Source organism: Saccharopolyspora sp. NPDC045941, from assembly GCF_056431445.1.
In genome coordinates, this window is the sequence record NZ_JBWKKU010000076.1 from 1 (window position 1) to 19429 (window position 19429).

At 66.5% G+C, this 19429-nt stretch carries 27 protein-coding genes; 8 read left to right on the forward strand and 19 right to left on the reverse strand.

Translation table 11 applies throughout. The features are described from left to right. Nucleotides 1–172: 172 nt before the first annotated feature. Both AC07FN_RS38975 and AC07FN_RS38980 read right to left on the reverse strand, forming a co-directional pair. Nucleotides 173–565: an ATP-binding protein gene (locus AC07FN_RS38975; protein ID WP_478400172.1), complete on the reverse strand. Its 393-nt coding sequence runs from the start codon at nucleotides 563–565 to the stop codon at nucleotides 173–175. Nucleotides 566–661: 96 nt separating this feature from the next. Continuing rightward, nucleotides 662–1039, reverse strand: a complete 378-nt coding sequence (locus AC07FN_RS38980) for an STAS domain-containing protein (protein WP_478400173.1) — start codon at nucleotides 1037–1039, stop codon at nucleotides 662–664. A 71-nt stretch (nucleotides 1040–1110) separates the two neighbouring features. Here AC07FN_RS38980 and AC07FN_RS38985 point away from each other — a divergent pair, with 71 nt between their 5' ends. Continuing rightward, complete coding sequence (locus AC07FN_RS38985; RefSeq protein ID WP_478400174.1) at nucleotides 1111–2331, forward strand: PP2C family protein-serine/threonine phosphatase; 1221 nt, start codon at nucleotides 1111–1113, stop codon at nucleotides 2329–2331. Between the two features lie 116 nt (nucleotides 2332–2447). On the opposite strand, the gene AC07FN_RS38990 is transcribed toward AC07FN_RS38985, so the two are convergent. After that, nucleotides 2448–3494 (reverse strand): glucose 1-dehydrogenase, encoded by a 1047-nt coding sequence (locus AC07FN_RS38990; protein WP_478400175.1) that lies wholly within the window; start codon nucleotides 3492–3494, stop codon nucleotides 2448–2450. A gap of 384 nt (nucleotides 3495–3878) precedes the next feature. After that, nucleotides 3879–4376, reverse strand: a complete 498-nt coding sequence (locus AC07FN_RS38995; protein WP_478400176.1) for an Asp23/Gls24 family envelope stress response protein — start codon at nucleotides 4374–4376, stop codon at nucleotides 3879–3881. Nucleotides 4377–4471: 95 nt separating this feature from the next. On the opposite strand from AC07FN_RS38995, the gene AC07FN_RS39000 reads away from it, so the two are divergent. Next, nucleotides 4472–4723: a hypothetical protein gene (locus tag AC07FN_RS39000; protein WP_478400177.1), complete on the forward strand. Its 252-nt coding sequence runs from the start codon at nucleotides 4472–4474 to the stop codon at nucleotides 4721–4723. A gap of 128 nt (nucleotides 4724–4851) precedes the next feature. Here AC07FN_RS39000 and AC07FN_RS39005 read toward each other — a convergent pair whose 3' ends face one another. After that, nucleotides 4852–5325 carry a hypothetical protein gene (locus AC07FN_RS39005; RefSeq protein WP_478400178.1) on the reverse strand — a complete coding sequence of 158 codons (474 nt, stop codon included), beginning with the start codon at nucleotides 5323–5325 and terminating at the stop codon, nucleotides 4852–4854. Between the two features lie 140 nt (nucleotides 5326–5465). Then, a complete protein-coding gene (locus tag AC07FN_RS39010) occupies nucleotides 5466–5879 on the reverse strand; it encodes a hypothetical protein (RefSeq protein WP_478400179.1) in 414 nt (137 codons plus the stop codon). An 845-nt stretch (nucleotides 5880–6724) separates the two neighbouring features. Here AC07FN_RS39010 and AC07FN_RS39015 point away from each other — a divergent pair. Then, nucleotides 6725–6928 (forward strand): CsbD family protein, encoded by a 204-nt coding sequence (locus AC07FN_RS39015; protein WP_452614308.1) that lies wholly within the window; start codon nucleotides 6725–6727, stop codon nucleotides 6926–6928. Nucleotides 6929–7056: 128 nt separating this feature from the next. Here the strand turns inward: AC07FN_RS39015 and AC07FN_RS39020 are convergent, their stop codons facing one another. From AC07FN_RS39020 to AC07FN_RS39070, 11 genes are all read right to left on the reverse strand, one after another. Continuing rightward, nucleotides 7057–7383, reverse strand: coding sequence for a gas vesicle protein K (locus tag AC07FN_RS39020; RefSeq protein WP_452614307.1), 327 nt, complete (start codon nucleotides 7381–7383; stop codon nucleotides 7057–7059). Further along, nucleotides 7376–7603: a gas vesicle protein gene (locus tag AC07FN_RS39025; protein ID WP_358303500.1), complete on the reverse strand. Its 228-nt coding sequence runs from the start codon at nucleotides 7601–7603 to the stop codon at nucleotides 7376–7378. Before AC07FN_RS39025 ends, AC07FN_RS39020 begins: the two co-directional genes overlap by 8 nt. 8 nt (nucleotides 7604–7611) lie before the next feature. Beyond that, nucleotides 7612–8388 (reverse strand): GvpL/GvpF family gas vesicle protein, encoded by a 777-nt coding sequence (locus AC07FN_RS39030; protein WP_478400180.1) that lies wholly within the window; start codon nucleotides 8386–8388, stop codon nucleotides 7612–7614. Continuing rightward, entirely contained in the window at nucleotides 8381–8851 is a 471-nt protein-coding gene (locus tag AC07FN_RS39035) for a gas vesicle protein (RefSeq protein ID WP_478400181.1), read from the reverse strand. The genes AC07FN_RS39030 and AC07FN_RS39035 overlap by 8 nt, the downstream gene beginning before the upstream one ends. After that, nucleotides 8848–9312 (reverse strand): gas vesicle protein GvpO, encoded by a 465-nt coding sequence (locus tag AC07FN_RS39040; protein ID WP_478400182.1) that lies wholly within the window; start codon nucleotides 9310–9312, stop codon nucleotides 8848–8850. The genes AC07FN_RS39035 and AC07FN_RS39040 overlap by 4 nt, the downstream gene beginning before the upstream one ends. Next, nucleotides 9309–9560 carry a gas vesicle protein GvpG gene (locus AC07FN_RS39045; protein WP_358503463.1) on the reverse strand — a complete coding sequence of 84 codons (252 nt, stop codon included), beginning with the start codon at nucleotides 9558–9560 and terminating at the stop codon, nucleotides 9309–9311. The genes AC07FN_RS39040 and AC07FN_RS39045 overlap by 4 nt, the downstream gene beginning before the upstream one ends. Before the next feature lies 1 nt (nucleotide 9561). Continuing rightward, nucleotides 9562–10284, reverse strand: coding sequence for a GvpL/GvpF family gas vesicle protein (locus tag AC07FN_RS39050; RefSeq protein ID WP_478400183.1), 723 nt, complete (start codon nucleotides 10282–10284; stop codon nucleotides 9562–9564). A 71-nt stretch (nucleotides 10285–10355) separates the two neighbouring features. Continuing rightward, the gene (gene gvpJ, locus AC07FN_RS39055; protein WP_478400184.1) at nucleotides 10356–10775 is read right to left on the reverse strand and encodes a gas vesicle protein GvpJ; all 420 of its coding nucleotides are present in this window, start codon (nucleotides 10773–10775) and stop codon (nucleotides 10356–10358) included. A gap of 4 nt (nucleotides 10776–10779) precedes the next feature. Next, the gene (locus AC07FN_RS39060; protein WP_478400185.1) at nucleotides 10780–11928 is read right to left on the reverse strand and encodes an SRPBCC family protein; all 1149 of its coding nucleotides are present in this window, start codon (nucleotides 11926–11928) and stop codon (nucleotides 10780–10782) included. 20 nt (nucleotides 11929–11948) lie between these two features. Beyond that, nucleotides 11949–12701, reverse strand: a complete 753-nt coding sequence (locus tag AC07FN_RS39065) for a hypothetical protein (RefSeq protein WP_478400186.1) — start codon at nucleotides 12699–12701, stop codon at nucleotides 11949–11951. Between the two features lie 327 nt (nucleotides 12702–13028). Continuing rightward, nucleotides 13029–13613, reverse strand: a complete 585-nt coding sequence (locus tag AC07FN_RS39070) for a hypothetical protein (protein ID WP_478400187.1) — start codon at nucleotides 13611–13613, stop codon at nucleotides 13029–13031. A gap of 242 nt (nucleotides 13614–13855) precedes the next feature. On the opposite strand from AC07FN_RS39070, the gene AC07FN_RS39075 reads away from it, so the two are divergent. The 4 genes from AC07FN_RS39075 (at nucleotide 13856) to AC07FN_RS39090 (ending at nucleotide 16791) form a co-directional block, all read left to right on the forward strand. Beyond that, complete coding sequence (locus tag AC07FN_RS39075; RefSeq protein ID WP_478400188.1) at nucleotides 13856–14107, forward strand: hypothetical protein; 252 nt, start codon at nucleotides 13856–13858, stop codon at nucleotides 14105–14107. 359 nt (nucleotides 14108–14466) lie between these two features. Further along, entirely contained in the window at nucleotides 14467–14865 is a 399-nt protein-coding gene (locus tag AC07FN_RS39080; protein WP_478400189.1) for a MarR family winged helix-turn-helix transcriptional regulator, read from the forward strand. 236 nt (nucleotides 14866–15101) lie between these two features. Next, the gene (locus AC07FN_RS39085) at nucleotides 15102–16169 is read left to right on the forward strand and encodes an NAD-dependent epimerase/dehydratase family protein (RefSeq protein WP_478400190.1); all 1068 of its coding nucleotides are present in this window, start codon (nucleotides 15102–15104) and stop codon (nucleotides 16167–16169) included. Between the two features lie 88 nt (nucleotides 16170–16257). Next, nucleotides 16258–16791, forward strand: a complete 534-nt coding sequence (locus tag AC07FN_RS39090) for a hypothetical protein (RefSeq protein ID WP_478400191.1) — start codon at nucleotides 16258–16260, stop codon at nucleotides 16789–16791. 114 nt (nucleotides 16792–16905) lie between these two features. Here AC07FN_RS39090 and AC07FN_RS39095 read toward each other — a convergent pair whose 3' ends face one another. Together AC07FN_RS39095 and AC07FN_RS39100 are read right to left on the reverse strand one after the other, a co-directional pair. Continuing rightward, nucleotides 16906–17310 (reverse strand): DUF6292 family protein, encoded by a 405-nt coding sequence (locus tag AC07FN_RS39095; protein ID WP_478400192.1) that lies wholly within the window; start codon nucleotides 17308–17310, stop codon nucleotides 16906–16908. Nucleotides 17311–17743: 433 nt separating this feature from the next. Next, on the reverse strand, nucleotides 17744–18874 hold the full coding sequence (locus AC07FN_RS39100; RefSeq protein WP_478400193.1) for a hypothetical protein: 1131 nt from the start codon (nucleotides 18872–18874) through the stop codon (nucleotides 17744–17746). A gap of 158 nt (nucleotides 18875–19032) precedes the next feature. Here AC07FN_RS39100 and AC07FN_RS39105 point away from each other — a divergent pair, with 158 nt between their 5' ends. Beyond that, nucleotides 19033–19422 (forward strand): hypothetical protein, encoded by a 390-nt coding sequence (locus AC07FN_RS39105; RefSeq protein ID WP_478400194.1) that lies wholly within the window; start codon nucleotides 19033–19035, stop codon nucleotides 19420–19422. Nucleotides 19423–19429 lie beyond the last annotated feature (7 nt).

The following is a 19429-nucleotide window of genomic DNA, read 5'->3' on the forward strand; positions in this document are numbered from 1 at the left end:
AGCCTTCTTCGGCAAGGACGAAGTCCGCTACGCCGCAGACTAGACACGCCACATTTGCACTACCAATCAATAAGTCAGGGCACCCACAGACCAGGGAGCCTCTGAGGTTCCGCCACCCGCACCGCCACGCAGAACGAGGTTGGAAAAACCTCATTGAAATTGCGGCAGGACGTCATGCGCCGGGCGTTGACCAGCTCATCCGCACTTCCGTGCCGACATCTCCCGGCATGATCACCGCCTCGTCGGCGAGGTGGCGGATCAACGGCAGCCCCCTGCCCCGATCGACGTCCGAACCCCAGTCCAGCGGCACCCAGCTGCCGCGATCGGTGACCGTGACCTGCACACGGCGCTCCGCGGCGAAGTGCACCGCTTCCACGTCCATCGCACCCGGACGCGCATAGGCGTGCTCGACGACGTTCGCCATCGCCTCGTAGCACGCCAGCGCGAGCGCTTCCGCGGCGTCGCTCCCGAGGCCCGCGCCGCGGCTCCACCTCGCCAGCTCGTCGCGCAGCGCGGGCAACTCCCCCGGAGACGCCGAAACCATCCGGTAGCGCAGCGCGGGCACCGGCAATCCGCCATCCCCGCCGGCACCGAGAGCACGACCTCCGTTCGGCTCACCAGCCATCATTTCCAGCCCCATCCGTGGCGCGGACCGCCGAACTCAAGTGCCTGCGGCGGCGGCCATCGCCTTGTCCTGGGAGGAGAAGAAGGCGATCTCCTGGTCGAGGCCGGTCAACTGCACCGGCCGCACCGTTGCCGGGCCTTCGACGACAACGTGGAACTTGATGTCGGTTCCGGCGCGATTCCGGGCGCGGACCAGGACGGCGAGCCCCGCCGAGGACAGGAACGTCACCCCGCAGAGGTCCAGGATCAGGACCTCGGGCCGCATGTCGAAGGCGTTCATGATCGCCGACTCGACCCGCGGGGCGTTGAGCAGTTCGACTTCACCCGCGACTTCCATCAGCAACACGCGATCAGACCATCGGGTTACCACGGTCAACGGGGCTGCGGGGTCGCTTGAACCGGTAGACGTGGACATGCCCCCATGGTGGTCGTCACCGTGCCCGAACGCAAAGTTGATCAAGGATCGGCGCGGCTACCATTGTTCCCATGCGGCCCGCGGTCAACTCGTCCGACGACGCAGAGGAGCGGTTGCGGCAGATCGAGCTCGTCACCGACACGGCGCTGGCGCACCTCGAATCCGACGACCTGCTGCGTGAAATGCTGCGCCGGGTCAGCAAGTTGCTCGACGTCGACACCGCCGCGGTGATGCGCTACGAACCCGCCGGTGAGCTGCTGGTCGCGACCGCCGCCGTCGGGATCGAGGACGAGGTCCGCCAGGACGTTCGAGTTCACGTGGGCCCCGCCTTCGCCGACGCGGTCGCCTCCGGACGCCGGCCGCCGATCCTGGACAGCCAGGAAGACCCGTCGGTCCTCCGCCCGGTTTTCCAGGAGCACGGGATCGAAACGCTGATGGGCACCCCGATGCTGGCCGGCGGCGAGATCATCGGAGTGCTCTACATCGGCACCTACGACACCCGCCGCTTCACCGAGCGCGACGTGCACCTGCTCCAGCTCTTCGCCGATCGCATCGCGCTGGCGATCCGCGCCAGCACGACGCGCGCCGAGCGCGCCGCGACGAAGGCGCTCCAGCGCAGCCTGCTGCCCACTCGACTGCCCTCGGTCCCGGGGATCACCCTCGACGCGCGGTACGTGTCGGGCGTCGGTCCAGGTGTCGGCGGCGATTGGTACGACGTCTTCACCCTGCCGTCCGGGCACATCGGCATCGTGATCGGGGACGTGGTCGGCAGCGGCCTGGCCGCGGCGATCATCATGGGCCGGCTGCGCAGCGCCCTGCGCGCCTACGCCCTCGAGACGGAAGACCCCGCGCAGGTCCTCCACAAGCTGGATCGCAAGGTCACCCACTTCGAACCGAACGCCATGGCCACCGTCGCGTACTCGATCTACGACCCGGCCGCGGCCACGTTGCACATCTCGATGGCCGGACACCTGCCGCCGGTCGTCGGCACGCCCTCCCGCCGCAGCCACCTCGCCGAGGTGCCGGTGGATCCCCCCGTCGGTCTCGGCGTCACCCGCCGCCAACGGCGGACCAGCGTGCTCGCGTTACCCGACGACGGGGTCGTCTGCTTCTTCACCGACGGCCTGGTCGAACGCCGCCACCGTTCGATCGACGTCGGGCTGGACCAACTCTGCGAGGCGGTCTCCCCTGCTCCGGCGGACGCCGTGTGCACCACGGTGATGAACAAGCTCGTCGGCACCGAACGGCCGACGGACGACGTCGCCCTCCTCGCGATCAGCCACTCCGGCTGAGCAATGGCGGCCATCATCGCCGCGCAGTTAGGCGCGGCCATGATTCAGCACACCGATGGTGCGGTCACCGTTGCCGACCAACGAGATTCTTTGTGGATGTCGTCAGGGTGCTGATGTCAGGCTTGGAGATCTACGACAACCTTCACCTCGTCAGGTCCCGTGTCGAAGACATCGGTCCAGTTGCGCAACGGGATCCGGCGGCTGATCAAGGATTCCAGCCAGTTCCGATCTGCGGCGGCCAACGCCTGCACGGCCTGTTTGTAGTGGCGCAGGTTGGCGTTCACGCTGCTCACAACGACGTCGTTGTCCAGCATCAACTCGTTGTCGATCGCTGCCTCCGCGGGGAAGGGCATGGTGCGGTGGTGGCCCGCGAGACCGGTCAGCACGGTGATGGCGTTGCGCGCGGTGTGCTGCAGAACCTCGAACACCAGCCTGCCGGATCCGGTCGTCTCGATCACGACGTCCGGTTCGCAACGCAGATCGTCCAGCGAGGTGTGGTAGGTGGCGCCCAGCGCACGGACCAGATCGGGTCTCGGCCCCTCGGCGACCTGGTCGAGGACATGCACCTCCAGGCCGCGCTGGACGCCTAGCAGCGCAGCTAGCAGGCCGATCGGTCCAGCCCTGGTCACCAGCGCGCGGTGCGGAGCGAAGTAGGCGCGTCGACCGATCATGTCGACCTGCTCCCACGCCTTGGCCACCACCGATGCGGGCTCTGTCAGCACGCCCAGAGCCCCGAGCCCGTGACTGACCTTGATCGCGAACTGGGGCTCGACGGTCCATAGCTGAGCACCGAATCCGTCCAGGCCCCGGATGCCGCGTTCGGTGTACTCACCGTTGAGGCAGAAGTCCCACTGCCCGGCGGCGCACGCTTCGCACGGCTGCGGGTCCGGACGCCGGACGACACCGACCACGTAGTCGCCATCCTGGAACCCGCTGATCGCAGGAGCGTGGATCGCCTGGCCGACGGATTCGTGGAAGAGGACCATGCGGTCCTGCCCCAACGGCAAGGCACCATGCGCGCGTTCGGTGACATCACGATCAAGGCGGCAGAACCCCACCAGCAGTCCTCGCACGAGTAGCTCGCCCGGCTGTGGAACGGGATCGGGCAGCTCGGTGACCGCCGACAGCTCCGGCTTTCCGGGCACCACGGTGGCAGCCTTCACCGGCACGCTCCTCCCTCCCGCCGTTGGCCGGGAACCAGCAGAATCACGGTCAGCAAGCCGTATCAACGCCGGCGAACCCGTACTGCAGGGGCTGGCTTGCCCCGCCTGTACTGCAGGACACAGCCCTCGCATGCAGCTGTCAATGGTCAGCGGACGAATCGCAGGACACGAACCGCTCCCGTCACTGTCATTCGATGTCGGCCGAACCACTCTGCGATAGGGGTACTGGAGTGTGCACTGGGGACACACCAGTACCGATAAGATGAAGAGTGCGCGATCAAGCACCCCGAGGAATACGCGCGGGGTCGGCCCAGGAATGCCTGCAGCAAGCTCGACCGAGTGGTCGTCAGCCTCCGTTCTCCGCGCCCCCAGCCCGACGGAGCGTCACTTGACACGGGTGGGCGCTGGGGCTTTCTCCTCACCGGGCAGGCGGATGTCGGTGACTGCGATGTTGACCTCCACGACTTCCAGTCCGGTCATGCGCTCCACCGCGGTGATGATGTTGCGGCGCACCGCCCGCGCCAGATCCACCAGCGCGGCCCCGTACTCCACGGTGATGTCCAGGTCGATGGCAGCCTGCTTCTCCCCGACCTCCACCGCCACACCCGACGTTTGCGAAGCGCTCGAGCCAGGGATCCGTTCCCGGACCGCGCCGAATGCCCGGGCCGCTCCCCCACCGAGTGCCGCCACGCCCGAGACTTCGCGAGTGGCGACTGCAGCGATCTTCTGCACCACCCCGGCGGCGATCGTCGTGCGGCCGTGCTCGGTCTCGGCGACCTCGGCCGTCGGTGCGGCCTCTCTGACTCGTCCCGACGTGGTCGCCCAGCTCCCTTCCGTGCTGACGTCCTCCCGACTCCGCTTCCCGGTCTCTTCCTTGGCCATCACCACCGCCTCCCCTCCTCATTTCGCCGGCCGCCCCCTCGACTTCACGATCGCGCCGCGGTGTTGATGATCGCGGCCGCGGGTATGGCGTGGTCATGGCCAAGGACAACAAGACCAGCAAGATCGTCACCGATCCGGACCGAGCTCTTGCCCGGGCACGAGCGGCTGCCGAACAGATCAAGCCGAGGGATGAAGCGCTGTACTGGGCGACGATGGCTCAAGCCCTGCTCTTGAGCGAGATCCGCGACATGATTCGCGAAATCCGCACTCGCCAAGGTGGGAGCGTGGAACTACCTGAGCAAGCGCCGCCACGAGAAACGGCCAGGACCACCGTCGTCGAGAAGTAGCACGGCGTGGCGCCGGAATGCCCGGTTTCTGCCGGTCTCATCCGATCGCAGCCGCACCGTGATCGCGTAGGCGTCTCGGCATCGCTGGTCGAGCGAATGGCTCCTGCAAGGTCGGCAACCGCCGGCCATTAGCGGGAACCACGAAGCCGGGCCAGTCGCCTTGAGCCTCGACCTCGCTTCCCGGTACTGGTCGTTTCGGCTGCCCTGGCTGCCGGGATGGCGTCCTCGGGTGGGAACGTCTCCTCAGCCGGCCGAGCACCCTCGTCAGTCGATGCTTCGGCTTCCTCAGGGGCTTCCGCCCGCCCGGGCGGGCGTTCCTCTGTTTCCTTCGACGACCGCACCATGCGGTAAACGACGTACGCCACGGCAGCCGCTGTCGCGCTCCCCGCTGCCACCATGCTCGTGCGCCGCAAAAGCATCATCCGCCGCTCGTGGACCTTTGACCTCCGAACAAACCTGCGCTTGCCGTGACGCTTCGACGCACGGGTTTTGAGCACGTCCTGGGCAAACTTTCGAACGAGGCGCAATGCGATCCTGGCCATGTCCCAGAAGCGCAGCAAATAGCCAAGGAGCGTGAACAGGTAGGCCTTGATCTTTATCATGTCTCGAGCTCCAAATCAGCGATGCCACCAGACGGGCCAACGGTTGCAACCCATTCTTCTGCCGCCGGGAGACGGACGCCATTCGCGAGTTCACACCTTCAAGCATCGCTCGATCCAGTGAGCCACGGTCAAGCGATGCCTCAACCTCGCTGCGTTACCGCGCGGAACGCCACCACAACGGCACGCACGATCAGCACCAGCAGGAGGACCACGCCCAACACGACCAGCAGGATCGGCAACAAGATCATCCCGACCGCCAAGATGAGTTTGGTCTGCCAGCTCATGCCGGCTATCGCACCCTTGATCGCCTCCCAGACCGGACTCTTCCCGAGGAGCACTGCCCGCACCGCCCGAAGCGCAGCCCCAGGCACCGGCCCGGACTTGTCCGCGCGTTCAGCGAGCTTGCCAACGACTCTCTCGACCCTCGTCGAGATGAGCTGTGCGCAGACTTCGACCACGGCGTCGACGAGGCGCCGGAGGCTGCTTTTCAACCGCCCCAGCGCAACTGCCGTACCCTCGCTGACCTCAGCGGGCGCACCGCTGCGATCGGCCACGTCTCCGGCGGTCGACTCCGCCGACGCCAACGCCGGCAACCTGCGGGCTCGCCCGGACGGTGCGAGATCTCGTTGCGATCGGGACTCATCCCGCCCACTTCGATCGCCGATGACTTCCCCGGGCTGTTTCTTTCGCCGCCCCGGAGGGGCGCTTGCTTCACTCACATCGACCCCGTTTTCCAGAATCACCTCCGACCTGGATTTCTCGGGCCGATCGGAGGCGAACACGCGACTTATCTCTTGCCGCCCCGGAGTTTCATTCGCTTCCTGTGCCTAGCACCTGCCCTACCCGAGTCCCTTCCGCGACTGGAACGACGCCCGGAAGCGCTTCTCGCTTTCTTGGCGCGCCCGGAGAATCCGAACTTCCGCCCACGCACCACATCTGGCACCGCCCGCGAAAGCTTTCCGAACGCGCCCGCGAGTGTCGCGGACAACGTTCGAAGCCATCGGAATGCTTTCCGGCCGAGGCGGCGCAAAGCCGGTTTCGCCCAACCCCACCAGCCGAGCAAGATCCTGACGAGGTTCGCCAGTGCCACCTTTATCCGAATCACGGCCATCACCGAACCTTGAGTTCCCCATCGGGTACCCGAAACAGCACAACTGGAATCGTCGGCCTGTCCGGGTACGAACATCCGAATAGGTCGTCGAGCGGCAGCCCATTGCCTACTTCCGGCCTCGCAGCAATCCGCATACAACAGCAGTGCCACACGTCACACTGAAACAAGTACCTTCAGGTGTACGGCCAACGCGTCGCGGGTATGCAGGGAGCGACTTCGCAGACCTTCGGGCTGAGCTTCACGCGAAGGCGAGCGGAGTCTCGAGCAGCCGTACCAAGGGAGCATGAGATGGGCATCGGCGACGAAGCCAAGCACAAGGCCGAAGAAATCGCCGGCAAGGCGAAGGAGAAGCTCGGTCAAGCCACCGGCGACAAGGAGAAAGAAGCCGAGGGCAAGGGCGAACAGACCACGAGTGCTCTGAAGCAGGCGGCGGACAAGGTGAAGGATGCCGTCACCGGGCACAAGGACAAGAAACCCGGCCAAGACGGATAGCCACATGTTTCGTGGGCCGCGTACCTCCGCTGGTGTGCGGCCCACGTCGTGGTGTCCGCAAGAACGCGCTGCGGCGAAGGGCCCACGACGCTCACAGCTCCGGAAGCGACGACGAGGGCAGGTGACCATCACTGGTCGTCCCGCGGCAGCAGCGGGCCGAGCGGCCCGAGGTCGAGGTTGAGATCGTCGGTGGAGAGTCCGAATCGATCGCGCAGTTCCGTCATCGCCTGTTCCAGCTTCATGAGGGCCAGACCCAGCTCTTCGATCTGCTCATCATCGAGCGTGCCTTGGTCGACCCGGCGCAAGGCCTGGCGTTCCATGAGCTGGCGCAGCAACTCGACGATGGTCAGCACGAGCCGGACCAGATCGCGCTGGACCGACTCCGCATCGGTTTCGATGCGGTGCTGCAGTCTTCCCGACCGGCCGACCCGCCGTTCTCCGGACGGCTCACCCATCACTGCCCCGCTCCCAGGAGTCGACGTTCATCGTGCTCTCCTGGATCGATGTGATGATCGCCCGCAGCGAGACCCGCACCAAGTCCACCCCGGCCAGGGAGATGGTCACATCACCGGTGATCACCACTCCGCCGGCCAGCAGCCGGTCGAGAAGGTCGACGAGCGCGATCTCCCGAGCGTCCCGGACAGTTCGCGTGCTGACGTCGTGTCCTGTCGTCATCGCCGCGCTCACCGCTTCTCCGCGGATACCACCGCGAACGAGTACGGTGCCCAAGGTCCCGTGAGCTCGATCTGCAGGGAGCTTCCGCTCGCTATGTCATCGATCGCGGAGGTGAACTCCTCGGTCCGCGAGTCGTCGACCAGGTAGGCGCCGTTGAGCACCATCAAGCCTCGGTAGGCCGCGAGGTCGCGATTCTGCGGCGGGTGCACGCGGTTCGCGTGCGCGAGCTTGCTCAAGGCATCGTGGATCTCGCTTGCTCGCTCCACTGCTTCATGCTCTGCCTCGGCCCGCCCCTTCCGCTGTGCCCGGATCTTGCGGAGGTAAGCCTGTCCCGGGCGCTCGCCCTCGCCGGTCTCCGGCTCAGCAGGTTCCCCGGACGTGCTCTTGACGAGGTCCGCGTATGCCTTGACCCCCCACTCCGTGCGGCCGGCTATCAGCGCCAGGACGTCGAGGAACATGGGCGCTTGTTCGGTCAATGCGGCCTGGACCCGAGCGTCGTTGTAGTAGACCGTGGCCAACGCCAGTGGCGCGACGGTCGAGGTGGCAGCTGCTGCGTCGACGACGCGATTGTGCTCGCGCACCGTTCTTTCCAGCCAGCGCAGATCTTCCAAGTTCTTCCGCAGCCCTTGCTCGCCGAACTCCTCAGCGGGCACCGTGCTGACCAACGCTGCCAACTCGCCAGAGCCGACCAGCCGGACTTCCGATCCGGCGATCCCCGCGGCGCCGGGCTGCAAGTCGGCGTCCTTCCGGGAGATCGCGTAGACGTAGGACAGCGTTTCAGCCACGGTCCTGCTCCTCAGAGGCGCGCCGAGGAGGTGCGCTTCGACGACTCTCACTGCGTTGTTCGTCTTCTCCTTGCTCTATCGCGCCCTGCGGTGTGCCGCGTTCGGACTCGAGCTCCCGGACCTGAGAACGCAGTTGCCGGTTCTCCTCGACCAGATCGCGGTGGCCGGACGACAGAGTCGGGTCGTGCTCCCACCAATCGATCCCCATCTCGCGGGCGCGTTCCACCGAGGCGACCACGAGCCGGAGTTTGATGGTCAGCAGCTCGATGTCGAGCAGGTTCACCTGGATGTCGCCGGCGATGACGATTCCCTTGTCCAAGACGCGTTCGAGGATGTCCGCGAGATTCGCGGACTCCTGTCTCGCAGGTGGTGCCGCGCGCTGTCCGTACCAGGCGGGTGCCCGCGCCCCGCCGCCTCGAACCTCCGGCGCCGTCATCCGCTCCTCGCGATCGTATCCGTTCATCGTTCGTCACCTCGTCCCCTGGAGTAGCGATCTACCCGGCGGTAGGAAAGGAGGTCGCCGTCCTGGTCCAGCTCCGCTTCGTACACCGCCAGGATGTCCGCCGTGTCCGGAACCCGGTGGCTCTCGACCACCTCGACGCTCACGCGCCAACCGTTTTCCGCGCGCTCCAGCGAGGTGACACCCTCTGGCTGCCTGCCCGTCAGTTCATGCACCTGGCGGACGGCCAGCTGCGCGGCCTCGGCGGCCTTGAGTGGACGTCCCCCGTCATCACTACCTCGCCTATCCTCTTCACCTTCCGGTTCCCGACGCACTCGCGGCGGCTTGCGGTCCTTCTCGGCACGATCGTCGCGTGGCGCCGACGCCTTCGATCCCGTTGGCCGTGGCCGAGGTCGCCGAGGGCGATCGGCAGGTGGCTCGCGATCCCTGGCGTCGTCGTCCCGCGTGGTGGCCACCGGATTCACATCTCCCCGGCGTCACGTCGGCGTTGCGCTTCGAACAGCCTGGCCAGCAGGTCCGCTTGCAGCTCGTCGCGCTCGTGATCGGTCAGCTCGCCGGCGGCGTGCGCGTCATCGACGTCGGCTATCTGGCGCTGGATCAAGGCGGGGTCGTAGTACTGCCGCTCCGCGTGCTGCTTGATCTGCTCAGCCACCCATACGGCACCTCGGACCGGTGCCAGCGGAAGCGTGAGCAGTCCGGTGATGAGCCCCATGTCAGGTCTCCGGCAGGAAATCGTAGGGAGCGAGAGGCCCGATCAACCGCAAGTTGACGCGCCCATCCCATTGCCGTCCGAGATCATCCACTGCTTCCTCGAACTGAGCCACCGCCTCGCGATCAACGAGGAACGCGACGTGCATGGCGTCGTCCTCACCCGCGACCGCATGGGAAGCGGAAGCAGCGGAGGACTTCTCGAGAGAGCTGATCAGCGTCTCGGTATCGACTTCGCGTTTCCTGACCACCGCGTTGTTGACCAGCTCTCCCAGCCTCAAGCGCTCGGCGTAGCCCGCATCCTCGGGCAGCCCCTGAAGGGCCGCGCGGAGTTCCTGGATCTCGGGCTCTTCGGAAACGATTTCACGGAGGTGCGCGTTGTTCGCGTACCGGCCGCGAACGGTGAACTGCACCAGCCCGGCGAGCTCTGCGAGCAGTTCCTCGAAATGCCCCTGATGGGGCGCCAAGAGCTCTTCGACGACGGCTTCCCTGGTTCTCACGACGGATCCGAAGCGCATCGGTATCACTGCCGCCTCCGCCGCGAGGGTGTCGAGTACCCGTTCATGCGCGAGCAAATCCTCGCGCGTCCCGAGCGGACGAACGAGCTGCACCTCGCTGACCAGGGCGGAGAGCTTGCCGTACGAGGCCAGGTCCACCTCTTCCTTGCCATCTCCGACCGAGGGCAGATCGTCCGGAAGCTTCTCCCGGTGGCCGACGATCCCGTACACGTACACACCGCGATCGACGTCGTCTCCTTGTCCTGATTGGACCTGGTCGCCTCGTTCTGCGGGTGTGGCCATCACTCACGCTCCCGACTGCGTGATTCCCTGCGCCGTACGGGTTGCTTCTCTCTCTTGTCGCCCTCGTCGGCACCGCGGAACTCGTCGAACTTGTCCTTGGCCGCGTCGATCATTCCCTTGGTCTTACCTTTCGCACCGCTCTCCGTCATGCCCTGCATGAGCTCTGGAAGGTCCTTGCCGCCCTTCTGATCCAGGTCCAGCCTGTTGGTCGCTTCAGCGAAGCGCAGGTAGGTGTCCACACTGGCCACGACGACGCGCGCATCGACCGTGATGATCTCGATCCCCACGAGCGAGACACGCGCGAACACGTCAATGACCAGCCCCTTGTCGAGGATGAGCTCGACCACGTCTGCAAGAGTGCCTCCGGTTCCCCGCTGCACCGGGGACCCGCCGCCGCCTTGCATGCTCGCGACGGTCATGCGATCACCTTCTCCGGCTGGATGTCACACGTTCACTCCGACGCCCTCCGCGTTCCTCCTCCTCTTCTTCCTCGCCCTCGTCACCTTCCCGGTACTCCTGGTCCTCGTCTCCGTACTCCTCTTCGTCCTCGTACCCCTCTTCCTCTTCATCCGCTTCGCCGTAGTCCTCGTCCCGCTCGGCCTCGCCTTCCTCGTAACCTTCTTCTTCGCCCTCTTCCTCTTCGGGCTCCTCGTAGACTTCGGCGCGCTCGCCTTCGTATTCCTCTTCTTCCTCGGCGGGTTCGCGGCCGTACCCTTCCTGCTCCTCGCGCAGGGCATCCTCGTGAGTCCGGACGACCTCCCTGTCGCGGATCTCGCCGCGCCATCCTTCGATCTTGTCCTGTTCCAAGATCGTCCGCGTCATCATGTGCCGTTTGATGTACTTGAAGTCCGCTCGCACACGCCGCCCTTGCGCACGCCACATGTACGCCGTCTTCTCGAAGAACCCTTGCGGATAGTATTCGAGGACAAGCAGAATTCGCGTCATGTTCGGCGCGAGCTCGTGGAACGTGACCGATCCATCCACGCTCCCCTTCGCGCCTGTCGAAGTCCAGATGATCCTGTCGTCGGGAACCTGTTCGACGATGGTGGCTTCCCAGCTTCGCTTGGACAGGAAGATCTGCGCCTTCCAGTTGATCTTCTCGTCGGATTCCTGGTCCACGCTGAGGACTTTCTTCGTCATGTCGGGAAAGTCTTCAAACCTGGTCCACTGGTCGTACACAACGCGAAGCGGCAGTCCCACATCATTGTGCTCGATGATGTTGACAACCTTGGCCTTGCCCTTCTTCCCCCCTTTGCCTCCACCCATGCCCAGCGTCTCTTTTGCTTTCTCCTTCAATCCGGAGAAGCCGGCCTTCAGCGCCGACTTGACCGGGGACCCTCCCGCAGCCAACTCCTTACCCCCCGTCAATGCGGCCACCAACCCGGCACCACCATTTTCAGCCGACTCCACAAGCCTCTCGGTCATGTCCTCGACCCTGTCGCTGACGAAACCAGCCGCTCGCTCCCCGGCTGCGGTCAACAAATCCTGGAGCCCCGCTTTCAACGGTTCGAGCGGCAGCTCGCTCAACAACCCGCCAGAACCGGAACGACGCCCATCGGGCTGCTCCGCCATGGTCATCACCTCAGCCACGCTCAGGACGACTTCTTAGTGGTGGACGACTTGGAACTCGTTCCCGACTTGCGCTGAGCCGACGTTCCAGAGCCGGTTCTGCTCCCGGCCCGGCCACTCGATTGGCCCGCAGCCTTTGCCGATGCCCCACCACCGGCCGTCGACCTGGCGCGCTCGGTGGTCTTCGACCGTGACTCGGGTTCCTCGTGCGCCGTGCCTTTCCTGCCACTCGAGTCGGAACGACGCGTGCTCCCGCGAGCCGATGCCGAACGTTCATCCGTCCGGCTGCGGGCATGTCGCGGTGACGGCACCGCAGCCCGCTCTTCCTCCTGCTCCTCGGCAGCCGTTTCACCCTCGTCCACGTCTTCCTCCGGAGTTTCCCCGGCGGTCCGCTTGCCGAGTCCAGAAGCTCGCTTGCCGAGCCCAGCGGCTTGCTCACCAAGACCAGACGCCTGCTCCCCGATGTTGGGAGTCCGCAAACCGGCGGCCCGCTTGGTCAGGTTGTCGCCAATCGAGTCGATCTTGTTCGTCGCCGCCGCGATCGCAGCGGATTTCACCGCGTCCATCAGGCGCTCACGCGCCTCACCCGTCAACTTCTTCAACTCGGGGGACCCTGCGATCATTTTGCCCCCCTGCGCGAGGAGATCCTTGGGATTGACCCCGAGGCGCCGCCCAGCCATCACCCCGGCGGTCGCGATCGCGAGCTTCATCTTCCGGCTGCGCCCGAGGACGTAGCCGATCGCAACCGCGAGCGCGATCTGAGGTCCAGATTTCATAATCAACCTCCTGCGGGCGTCTCCGGCGGGCCGGTCGGTCGCCCTTGAACGCAAACGGCTCGCGCAAGCTCCTGAGGCCAGCCAACGGCTGTCACCACTCGCCCCCGTGTTGACCCATTACCAAGCCGCTACGGCGATTATCTTGAGTGGCTACCCTCCTACTAGTCGACCAAAACCCTTGCCACGGGACAACTTCGTGATCGAGCCGGCTTCCCGCGAAAACAAGATCGAGCACCACGCCGAGGCATCCTGGATGCGTTTTCCACGGCATTCGAGGCGTGACTTTCCAGTTCCATGAACGGCTTCGCGCGCAAACTCCGGGCGAGGTCAGTCGATCACGTCCGCATCTCGAAGCTCCTCCTCGACAATCTCGCTTACCCAGCGCCGCAGGGGAGACATCCGGTCGGTCGCGCGCCCCTCTCGGCGACCCCTTCTCCACCCGCAGGTCTGCTGGTCGTCTGCCGACTCCTCAACTTCTTCGTCCGCCGCGTCCGAACGGATGGTCAGGCCGCTCAGCGCGCACAGCACACCGCGGCCGGCCGCCAACGTCGCCACGATGTTCCGCGTCTCCGAATCGCCGGGCAGAAGATCCAGGACCGCCGCGTCACCGAAGTCGGCCGTCGCACGGGCCACGACAGCCAGCCGCAGCGTGTCCGGACGCGGCGCAAAGGTCATCGCCAACCCGGAAAGCACGTCTCGTACACCGATGCCACGGCAGAGAACCGCGGTGGTCGGCGCGACGTTCCCGTCCGGATCACCCATCCCACAGGCGTTCGCGAGGGTCTCCGGACGTAGCACGACGACTGCGCCGGCCGCGGCCGTTCCGATGCCGAGAAGGCGAGGAAACCACGTCATGGCGCTGCACCCCTCCTCCAAGGATGTCGATGCCGTTCGGGCATCATCCTTGATCACTAGCGCCTCGCGGTGTCCGGCACACCACGGACACCACGCTCGCCACCAGTATGCGCCCAACCCTGCATGCGGAAAGTTTCTCCCGCCGCTCCGATATGGCCGCTTCCCCCGGGGTATGCCCACGGTGGAATCGCTCGCACGATCCGGCAGCGCCAGGGCTTCGGAGGCGGCAGATCATCTCAAGCACGCACGACCGTAAGCATGTTCCAGAGCGGTCTCACGAGCACGAGAACGTTCAGATCGTGCTGGTCGCCCAGATCAACGCGCCCTGGGTGAGCCGAAGCCTGGTCGACGTCGGCGCACTGGTCCGCACCCCGAACGCGGCAGCCGGCATCCGCGGGGGCCTGCGCGTGATCGCGGACATCATCACGGCAGCGGCGAAGATCCTCGCTGGCGGCCGCCTGGATGACGCCTCGCCCGAGGAGCCTCCGCGGTTGGTGGTCACCGCAGAACGTGCAGACAAGCCGCAACCTGATGCTCGCCCGCAGCATTGACAACTCGTGCCCGTCCCGGCAGCCGCGAGCGCGTCCTGCACCAAAACCAACGCGAAGGCGCAGGAAGCGCGACAGTCGCACGGGGATCACCAGCATCAGAGCAACGACGCACAACTGCCGCAAGAGATGCCGCTCATCGAGAAAGTCCGGCTGACGATCGTCTATTCAGGACCATGACTGACCGAACAGCTGCTTCACCTTGTCATCGCACGGGACTCTCCCAGGCATTCGCGTGCGACAATGGAGCATCACCTCAGTGATCGTGTGCTGAAGCAAGGGAGACGACCCTGGTACGTCGACCTGATCCACCACCAGCCGATCTCCTCGACGAGATCGAGACTGCAGCCCGGGCGCTCGTCGTGGTCTGGGGACACAGTGCGGAACGCGTCCGGCCGAAGGTTTCGGCACCGCAACTGCGCGCCCTGATCGTGGTGGATCTTCACTCTTCGATCAATCTCGCCGGGCTCTCCGACGAGCTCGGCTCAATCCCCTCCGTCACCAGTCGCTTGTGCGATCGCCTTCAGGCATCCGGTCTGCTCGTACGTCGGAACAGCGCCATCGACCGTCGTGAGATCGTCCTGCAGCTCTCCCCTGACGGACGCCGTTTCGTGCAGCGCTTCCGGCGTGCTCGGAAAGCCGACCTCGCCGCAGTGCTCCAGCAGATGAGCGCGCGGAACCGCAATGCCCTGCGCATGGGCTTGAACGCCTTCTACTCGGCGGCTGGGGAACTCGGTCACGCAGACGAAGAGCTCGCTTGAGCGACCAGGTCGAGGTGTAGCGCTGGCGGCAGCCGGTGGCCGAGCGTTCACGACGTGGACGGCGGCAGGACCGGTTCTTCGACCGCGCAATGGGGACCGGTTCTTGATCACGCAGGAGGGCGCGCAGGTTATCCGGGAATTTCGCCGGGTAGCCGGAGTTGTCGTCACTTCCGCTTCCCACGAGGGGAAGCCGTGAATGCGACGGGAACAGCACCGGGCCGAGGAGGAGACCAACGATGAATGCGCCCGAGAGCCCCCAGCGCGTTGTCGTCGTTGGGGCGACCGGAAACATCGGAACCAGCGTGGTCGACGCACTGGACCGGGACCCCGCGGTCGGCACCATCATCGCGCTGTCACGGCGAGAGCCACCCGTCACCAGCTCGAAGGTGCGCTGGGAACGCACGGATGTCACCGAAGACGATCTGGTGGCGCGCTTCGCCTCGGCCGACGTGGTGATCCACCTCGCCTGGTTGTTCCAGCCGACCCACGACCCGATCACGACCTGGCGCAACAACGTGCTCGGCGGCATCCGGGTCTTCGACGCCGTCGCGGCGGCCGGTGTCCCGAGCTTGGTGCACGCGTCGTCGATCGCCGCCTACAGCCCGGGGCCGGACACGCGGCCGATCGACGAGTCGTGGCCGACCCACGGATGGCCTGCCGCGGCGTACAGCGGCGAGAAGGCGTACCTGGAGCGGTACCTCGATGCCTTCGAACTGCAGCACCAGGACATCCGGGTCGTCCGGATGCGGACCGCGTTCTGCTTCAAACCGGAATCGGCATCCCAGCAACGACGGCTCTTCCTGGGGCCGATGCTGATCAACCGGCTCGTCAGGCCAGACCTGCTGCCGGCCCTGCCGATTCCGGGTGGCATGCGCTTACAAGCGGTGCACAGCAACGATGTCGGCGAGGCGTACCGGCTTGCCGCGCTTTCCACCCACGCCGGAGCGTTCAACATCGCCGCGGATCCGCTGATCGACACCGGCGTGCTCGGCGAGCTCTTCGGCAAGCCGACGGTGGGTGTTCCACCCAGCATCGCCAAGAGAGTCCTCTCCGCAGCTTGGCACCTGCACCTTCTCCCCGCGTCGCCGGGCCTGTTCGACGCCTTCCTGCGGCTCCCCGTCATGGATGTGTCGCGAGCCCGGGACGAACTCGGCTGGTCCCCGCGGTACAGCTCCACGGACGCCGTCGAAGGATTCCTCCACGGCTTGCGGGAAGCCGCAGGCGGCAGAACCCCGCCTCTCGCGCCGCGCGTCCCGGGAGGCCGCCTGCACGAGCTCGCCACGGGCGTAGGTCAACGCCCCTGAGCACCACGACCACGTGCGGTTGAGGTCCGTTCCGGTGGGTAGCCGGTGGGTGTTCCGCCCGGCAGGACAGATCTTGTGAGGTGGCCCGTTGTCCCGTTCCCAGCACTCGAAGACTCGCGATCTGGTCCGCGCCGGGGCGCGAGGACTCGTCGGTGCCATGGCGATGACCGGCATCCGGACCCTCACCGGGAACGTCGGTCTCGTCGAGGAAACACCTCCGGAAGCGATAGTCGGCAAGCATGCGCCGGAGTCCGTCCAGCAGCTGCCCGTGGAACACCGCACGGCGCTCACCGAAGCCGCGCACTGGTCCTACGGCGCAATGGCCGGGCTCGGGTACAACGTCTTGCCGCGGAAGTTCAGGTCGCGCCCCTGGTTCGGCCCGGTGTACGGCCTGGTCATCTGGCTGGCGTTCGAGGCCGTCATCGCGCCGTTGCTGGCCGTGCGCCCGACCCGCCGGAGGCTGCTCGGACGTCTCGTCATCGCGCTCGACCACGCCGTCTACGGCATCGTGGTGGCCGGTCGGCTCGCGCCCGACCCCGATGCGGTCAAGCGGCCGGCCGATGAGCGGCGCCGCCACGTCATGACCGCGGTGCGGTCGGCGCAGTCCCGGCTCTGGACCTAGGCGACCGCCGGGCGGGGATTGCTCGCTTCCCGGGTCAGCTGCGGCCGCGGACGGCACGAAGAACACCTTCCGCGCACCTCGACAGGCCACATTGGATTCCGGCCGCCGCCATCGTCAGTTGCAGAACCGCGCGAGTCGTTGCTCCAGGTCGTCACCCGCGTTCGGCAGCCGGAACGCGGGTGAGGCGAGCACGCCGGGGCAGTTCCCGCGGACAGCCTCCCAGAGGAACCGCCGCACCGACGCGGAGTCCGGCAGGATGTCCTCGCCCAAGAACTCCAGCGTCGCGGTCGCGCCGCAGCCGTCGGTGTCGATCCGCAGCGCCCATCCGCTCACCTCGTCCCAGGTCAGCAAGAGCGGGAAGTCCTCGAACACCGGTACTTGGGAATCAACGAGAATGATCACGGTCGCGAGATCTACATCGAGGTTGATGTCGATCTCGAAGACGTCGACGCCGAGATCTTCCGCCACGGAGGTGGCGTAGCCGACCAATCCGTCTGCCGCGAGGCTCATCGTGTCCATCACCGATCCTCCCGTCCGGCCTCGCTTCCCGTTCGCGCTGCTGCCCATCGGGTAACCGGTATCGCCCCGGCCTAGTCCAGCCGGCGGCGGGCCCGGCTAGAAGTACCGCCGAATCATGCTTGGCGCGGCGTGATGCCCTCAGCGCCCGGCCTTCCACCGGGAACGCCGGGAGCTCCGGTGGGACGACCTGCTGCCGGTCCACGACCAGGGCCCCAGCCGCAGGGACCACGTCGTCGCACCGCGTCGTCCGCGATGCCAGCTCAGCGGGCCGATCTTCCCGCGCCGGACAAGCGAGTTCTTCATCTCCTACCCCTTCCGATCGCGATGCTCCGACCGCCGACGGCAGATGATCTCTCCGATCCTGGTGCGGCGCCGACTTCTCCGGAGCAGGAACACTTCCCGGCCAAGGCTGGGAATCCCTCCGGCACGGCCGCTAGCCCTCCTCGCGCGACTCCCGGCGGCGTCGGGCGCGGCGTTCGCGTTCCCGCCGGCTGTAGGTCGCCCGCCGGACGGCCGTCTCCGTTTCGAGGCTGGATCCCAGCGCACCCGCCACCGTGCCCATGGAACTCGCCAGCCAGGACAGGCTGGCGTAGTCGATGAACGTCGCCGCATGCCCCAACTGCTTCCCCAGGTAGTCCACGCTGATCACGGCGGTGGACCCGATCAGGGTGATCACGAACAGCAGGGCGTACATGCAGGCCACCCCGATGGTCAGGGTGATCAGCGTGGCCGCGTTGTACAGCACGACCTTGTTGCGGTCCTCGCTGTCGCGCGGCCTTTCCCACAGGCCGTTGTGCAGCGTGATCCACGTGACCATGGCGAGGACCGCGACCAGGTTGATCACGACCAGGCGGACGGCGCTGAGGTTGTCCGCCAGCGACCAGATGGTCGGGAAGAAGATGCCGAACGCGGCGGTCGCGGTGGCGGCCGCGATCGCCCGCGAAAGCTCCGGGACCAACCGCCACGGCCGGTTGTCGCGCACCATCCCGAACAGGAGGCGCAGCCGGCCGCGCGCCCCGGGCAGCACCAAGGTCACGTCGGCGTAGTCGTTCCCGGCGGGAACCTGGCGGATCTGCGAACCGGGCCAGCCCCACCTCCGCGCGTGGTGGTGCCCGCCTGCCGGACGGGAATCCGTGAGCTTCAGCGTTTCCCGCGCGAGCAACCCCACCAGGTGCACGACGACGTCCCGGACGTACGGGCGCAGCCGGATCCAGCCGATCGCCGGCAGTGACGCCAGGCCGACCCCGTGCGCGGTGTCGACCTCGGCCACCACGGGCTGGGTGGCGTCGCGCCGGGGCAGATCGGTCAAGCAGACCAGCAGGTCCCAGCCCTCCGACGACTTCTTCTCCTCCGCCTTGCCCGCGATGTCGATCCGGCCGTCCTCGCTCAGCGACAGCGCCTCGGACCGGACCTCCACGGACCAGTCGAGGTCGCGATCGACTCGTGCGCAGAACTCGCCCGGGAGCCCGTCGGCGATCCGGTGCGCGATCTCCGTGGGCACGCCGGGGTCGGCGACCACACCCACCGTGATCGCGCGATTGCTGCCTCGCCCGGCCGACGACATGTCACCTCCCACTCCGGCACCGCCCTTGCCATTCCCGGGGCGGGGCGGTTCCGAAACAATCGCCGCCGGACGATTTGCTCTCCACCATCGCGGGAGCCGGGCAGCGACACCGGGTACTTCAGCGTTACCGGGCCGTCCGAGCCGAGGAGGCACTCGCCATGCCCGACTACGAACACCCCTTGGAAGCGCTGCACCGCGGCCGCGACGCCGTGGCGACGGCCGTGAGCCGGCAGGCCAGGACCCCGCAACCATCCCTGCGGGAGCTCCACGCCTTCGGCTCCGCGATCGTGTCGACGATCGCCCAGCTCAGCCAGTTGAGCTCGGTGCTGGCCGAACAGGTGGGGCGCATCGACGAACGCGAGCTGGAACGGGCCAAGACCAGCGATCACCCCGGCGACCAGGTGAAGGTCGCCGGCACCCACCTGGCCAGGCTGAGCGATCAGTTGGAGGTGGCCGTCACGGACGCCATCCGGTACTGGACCGCGATAGAGAGCGTGGACCTGCACACCTCGGGTGACTTCAGAGCACGCCCCGAAACCGAGGCATAACGATCAC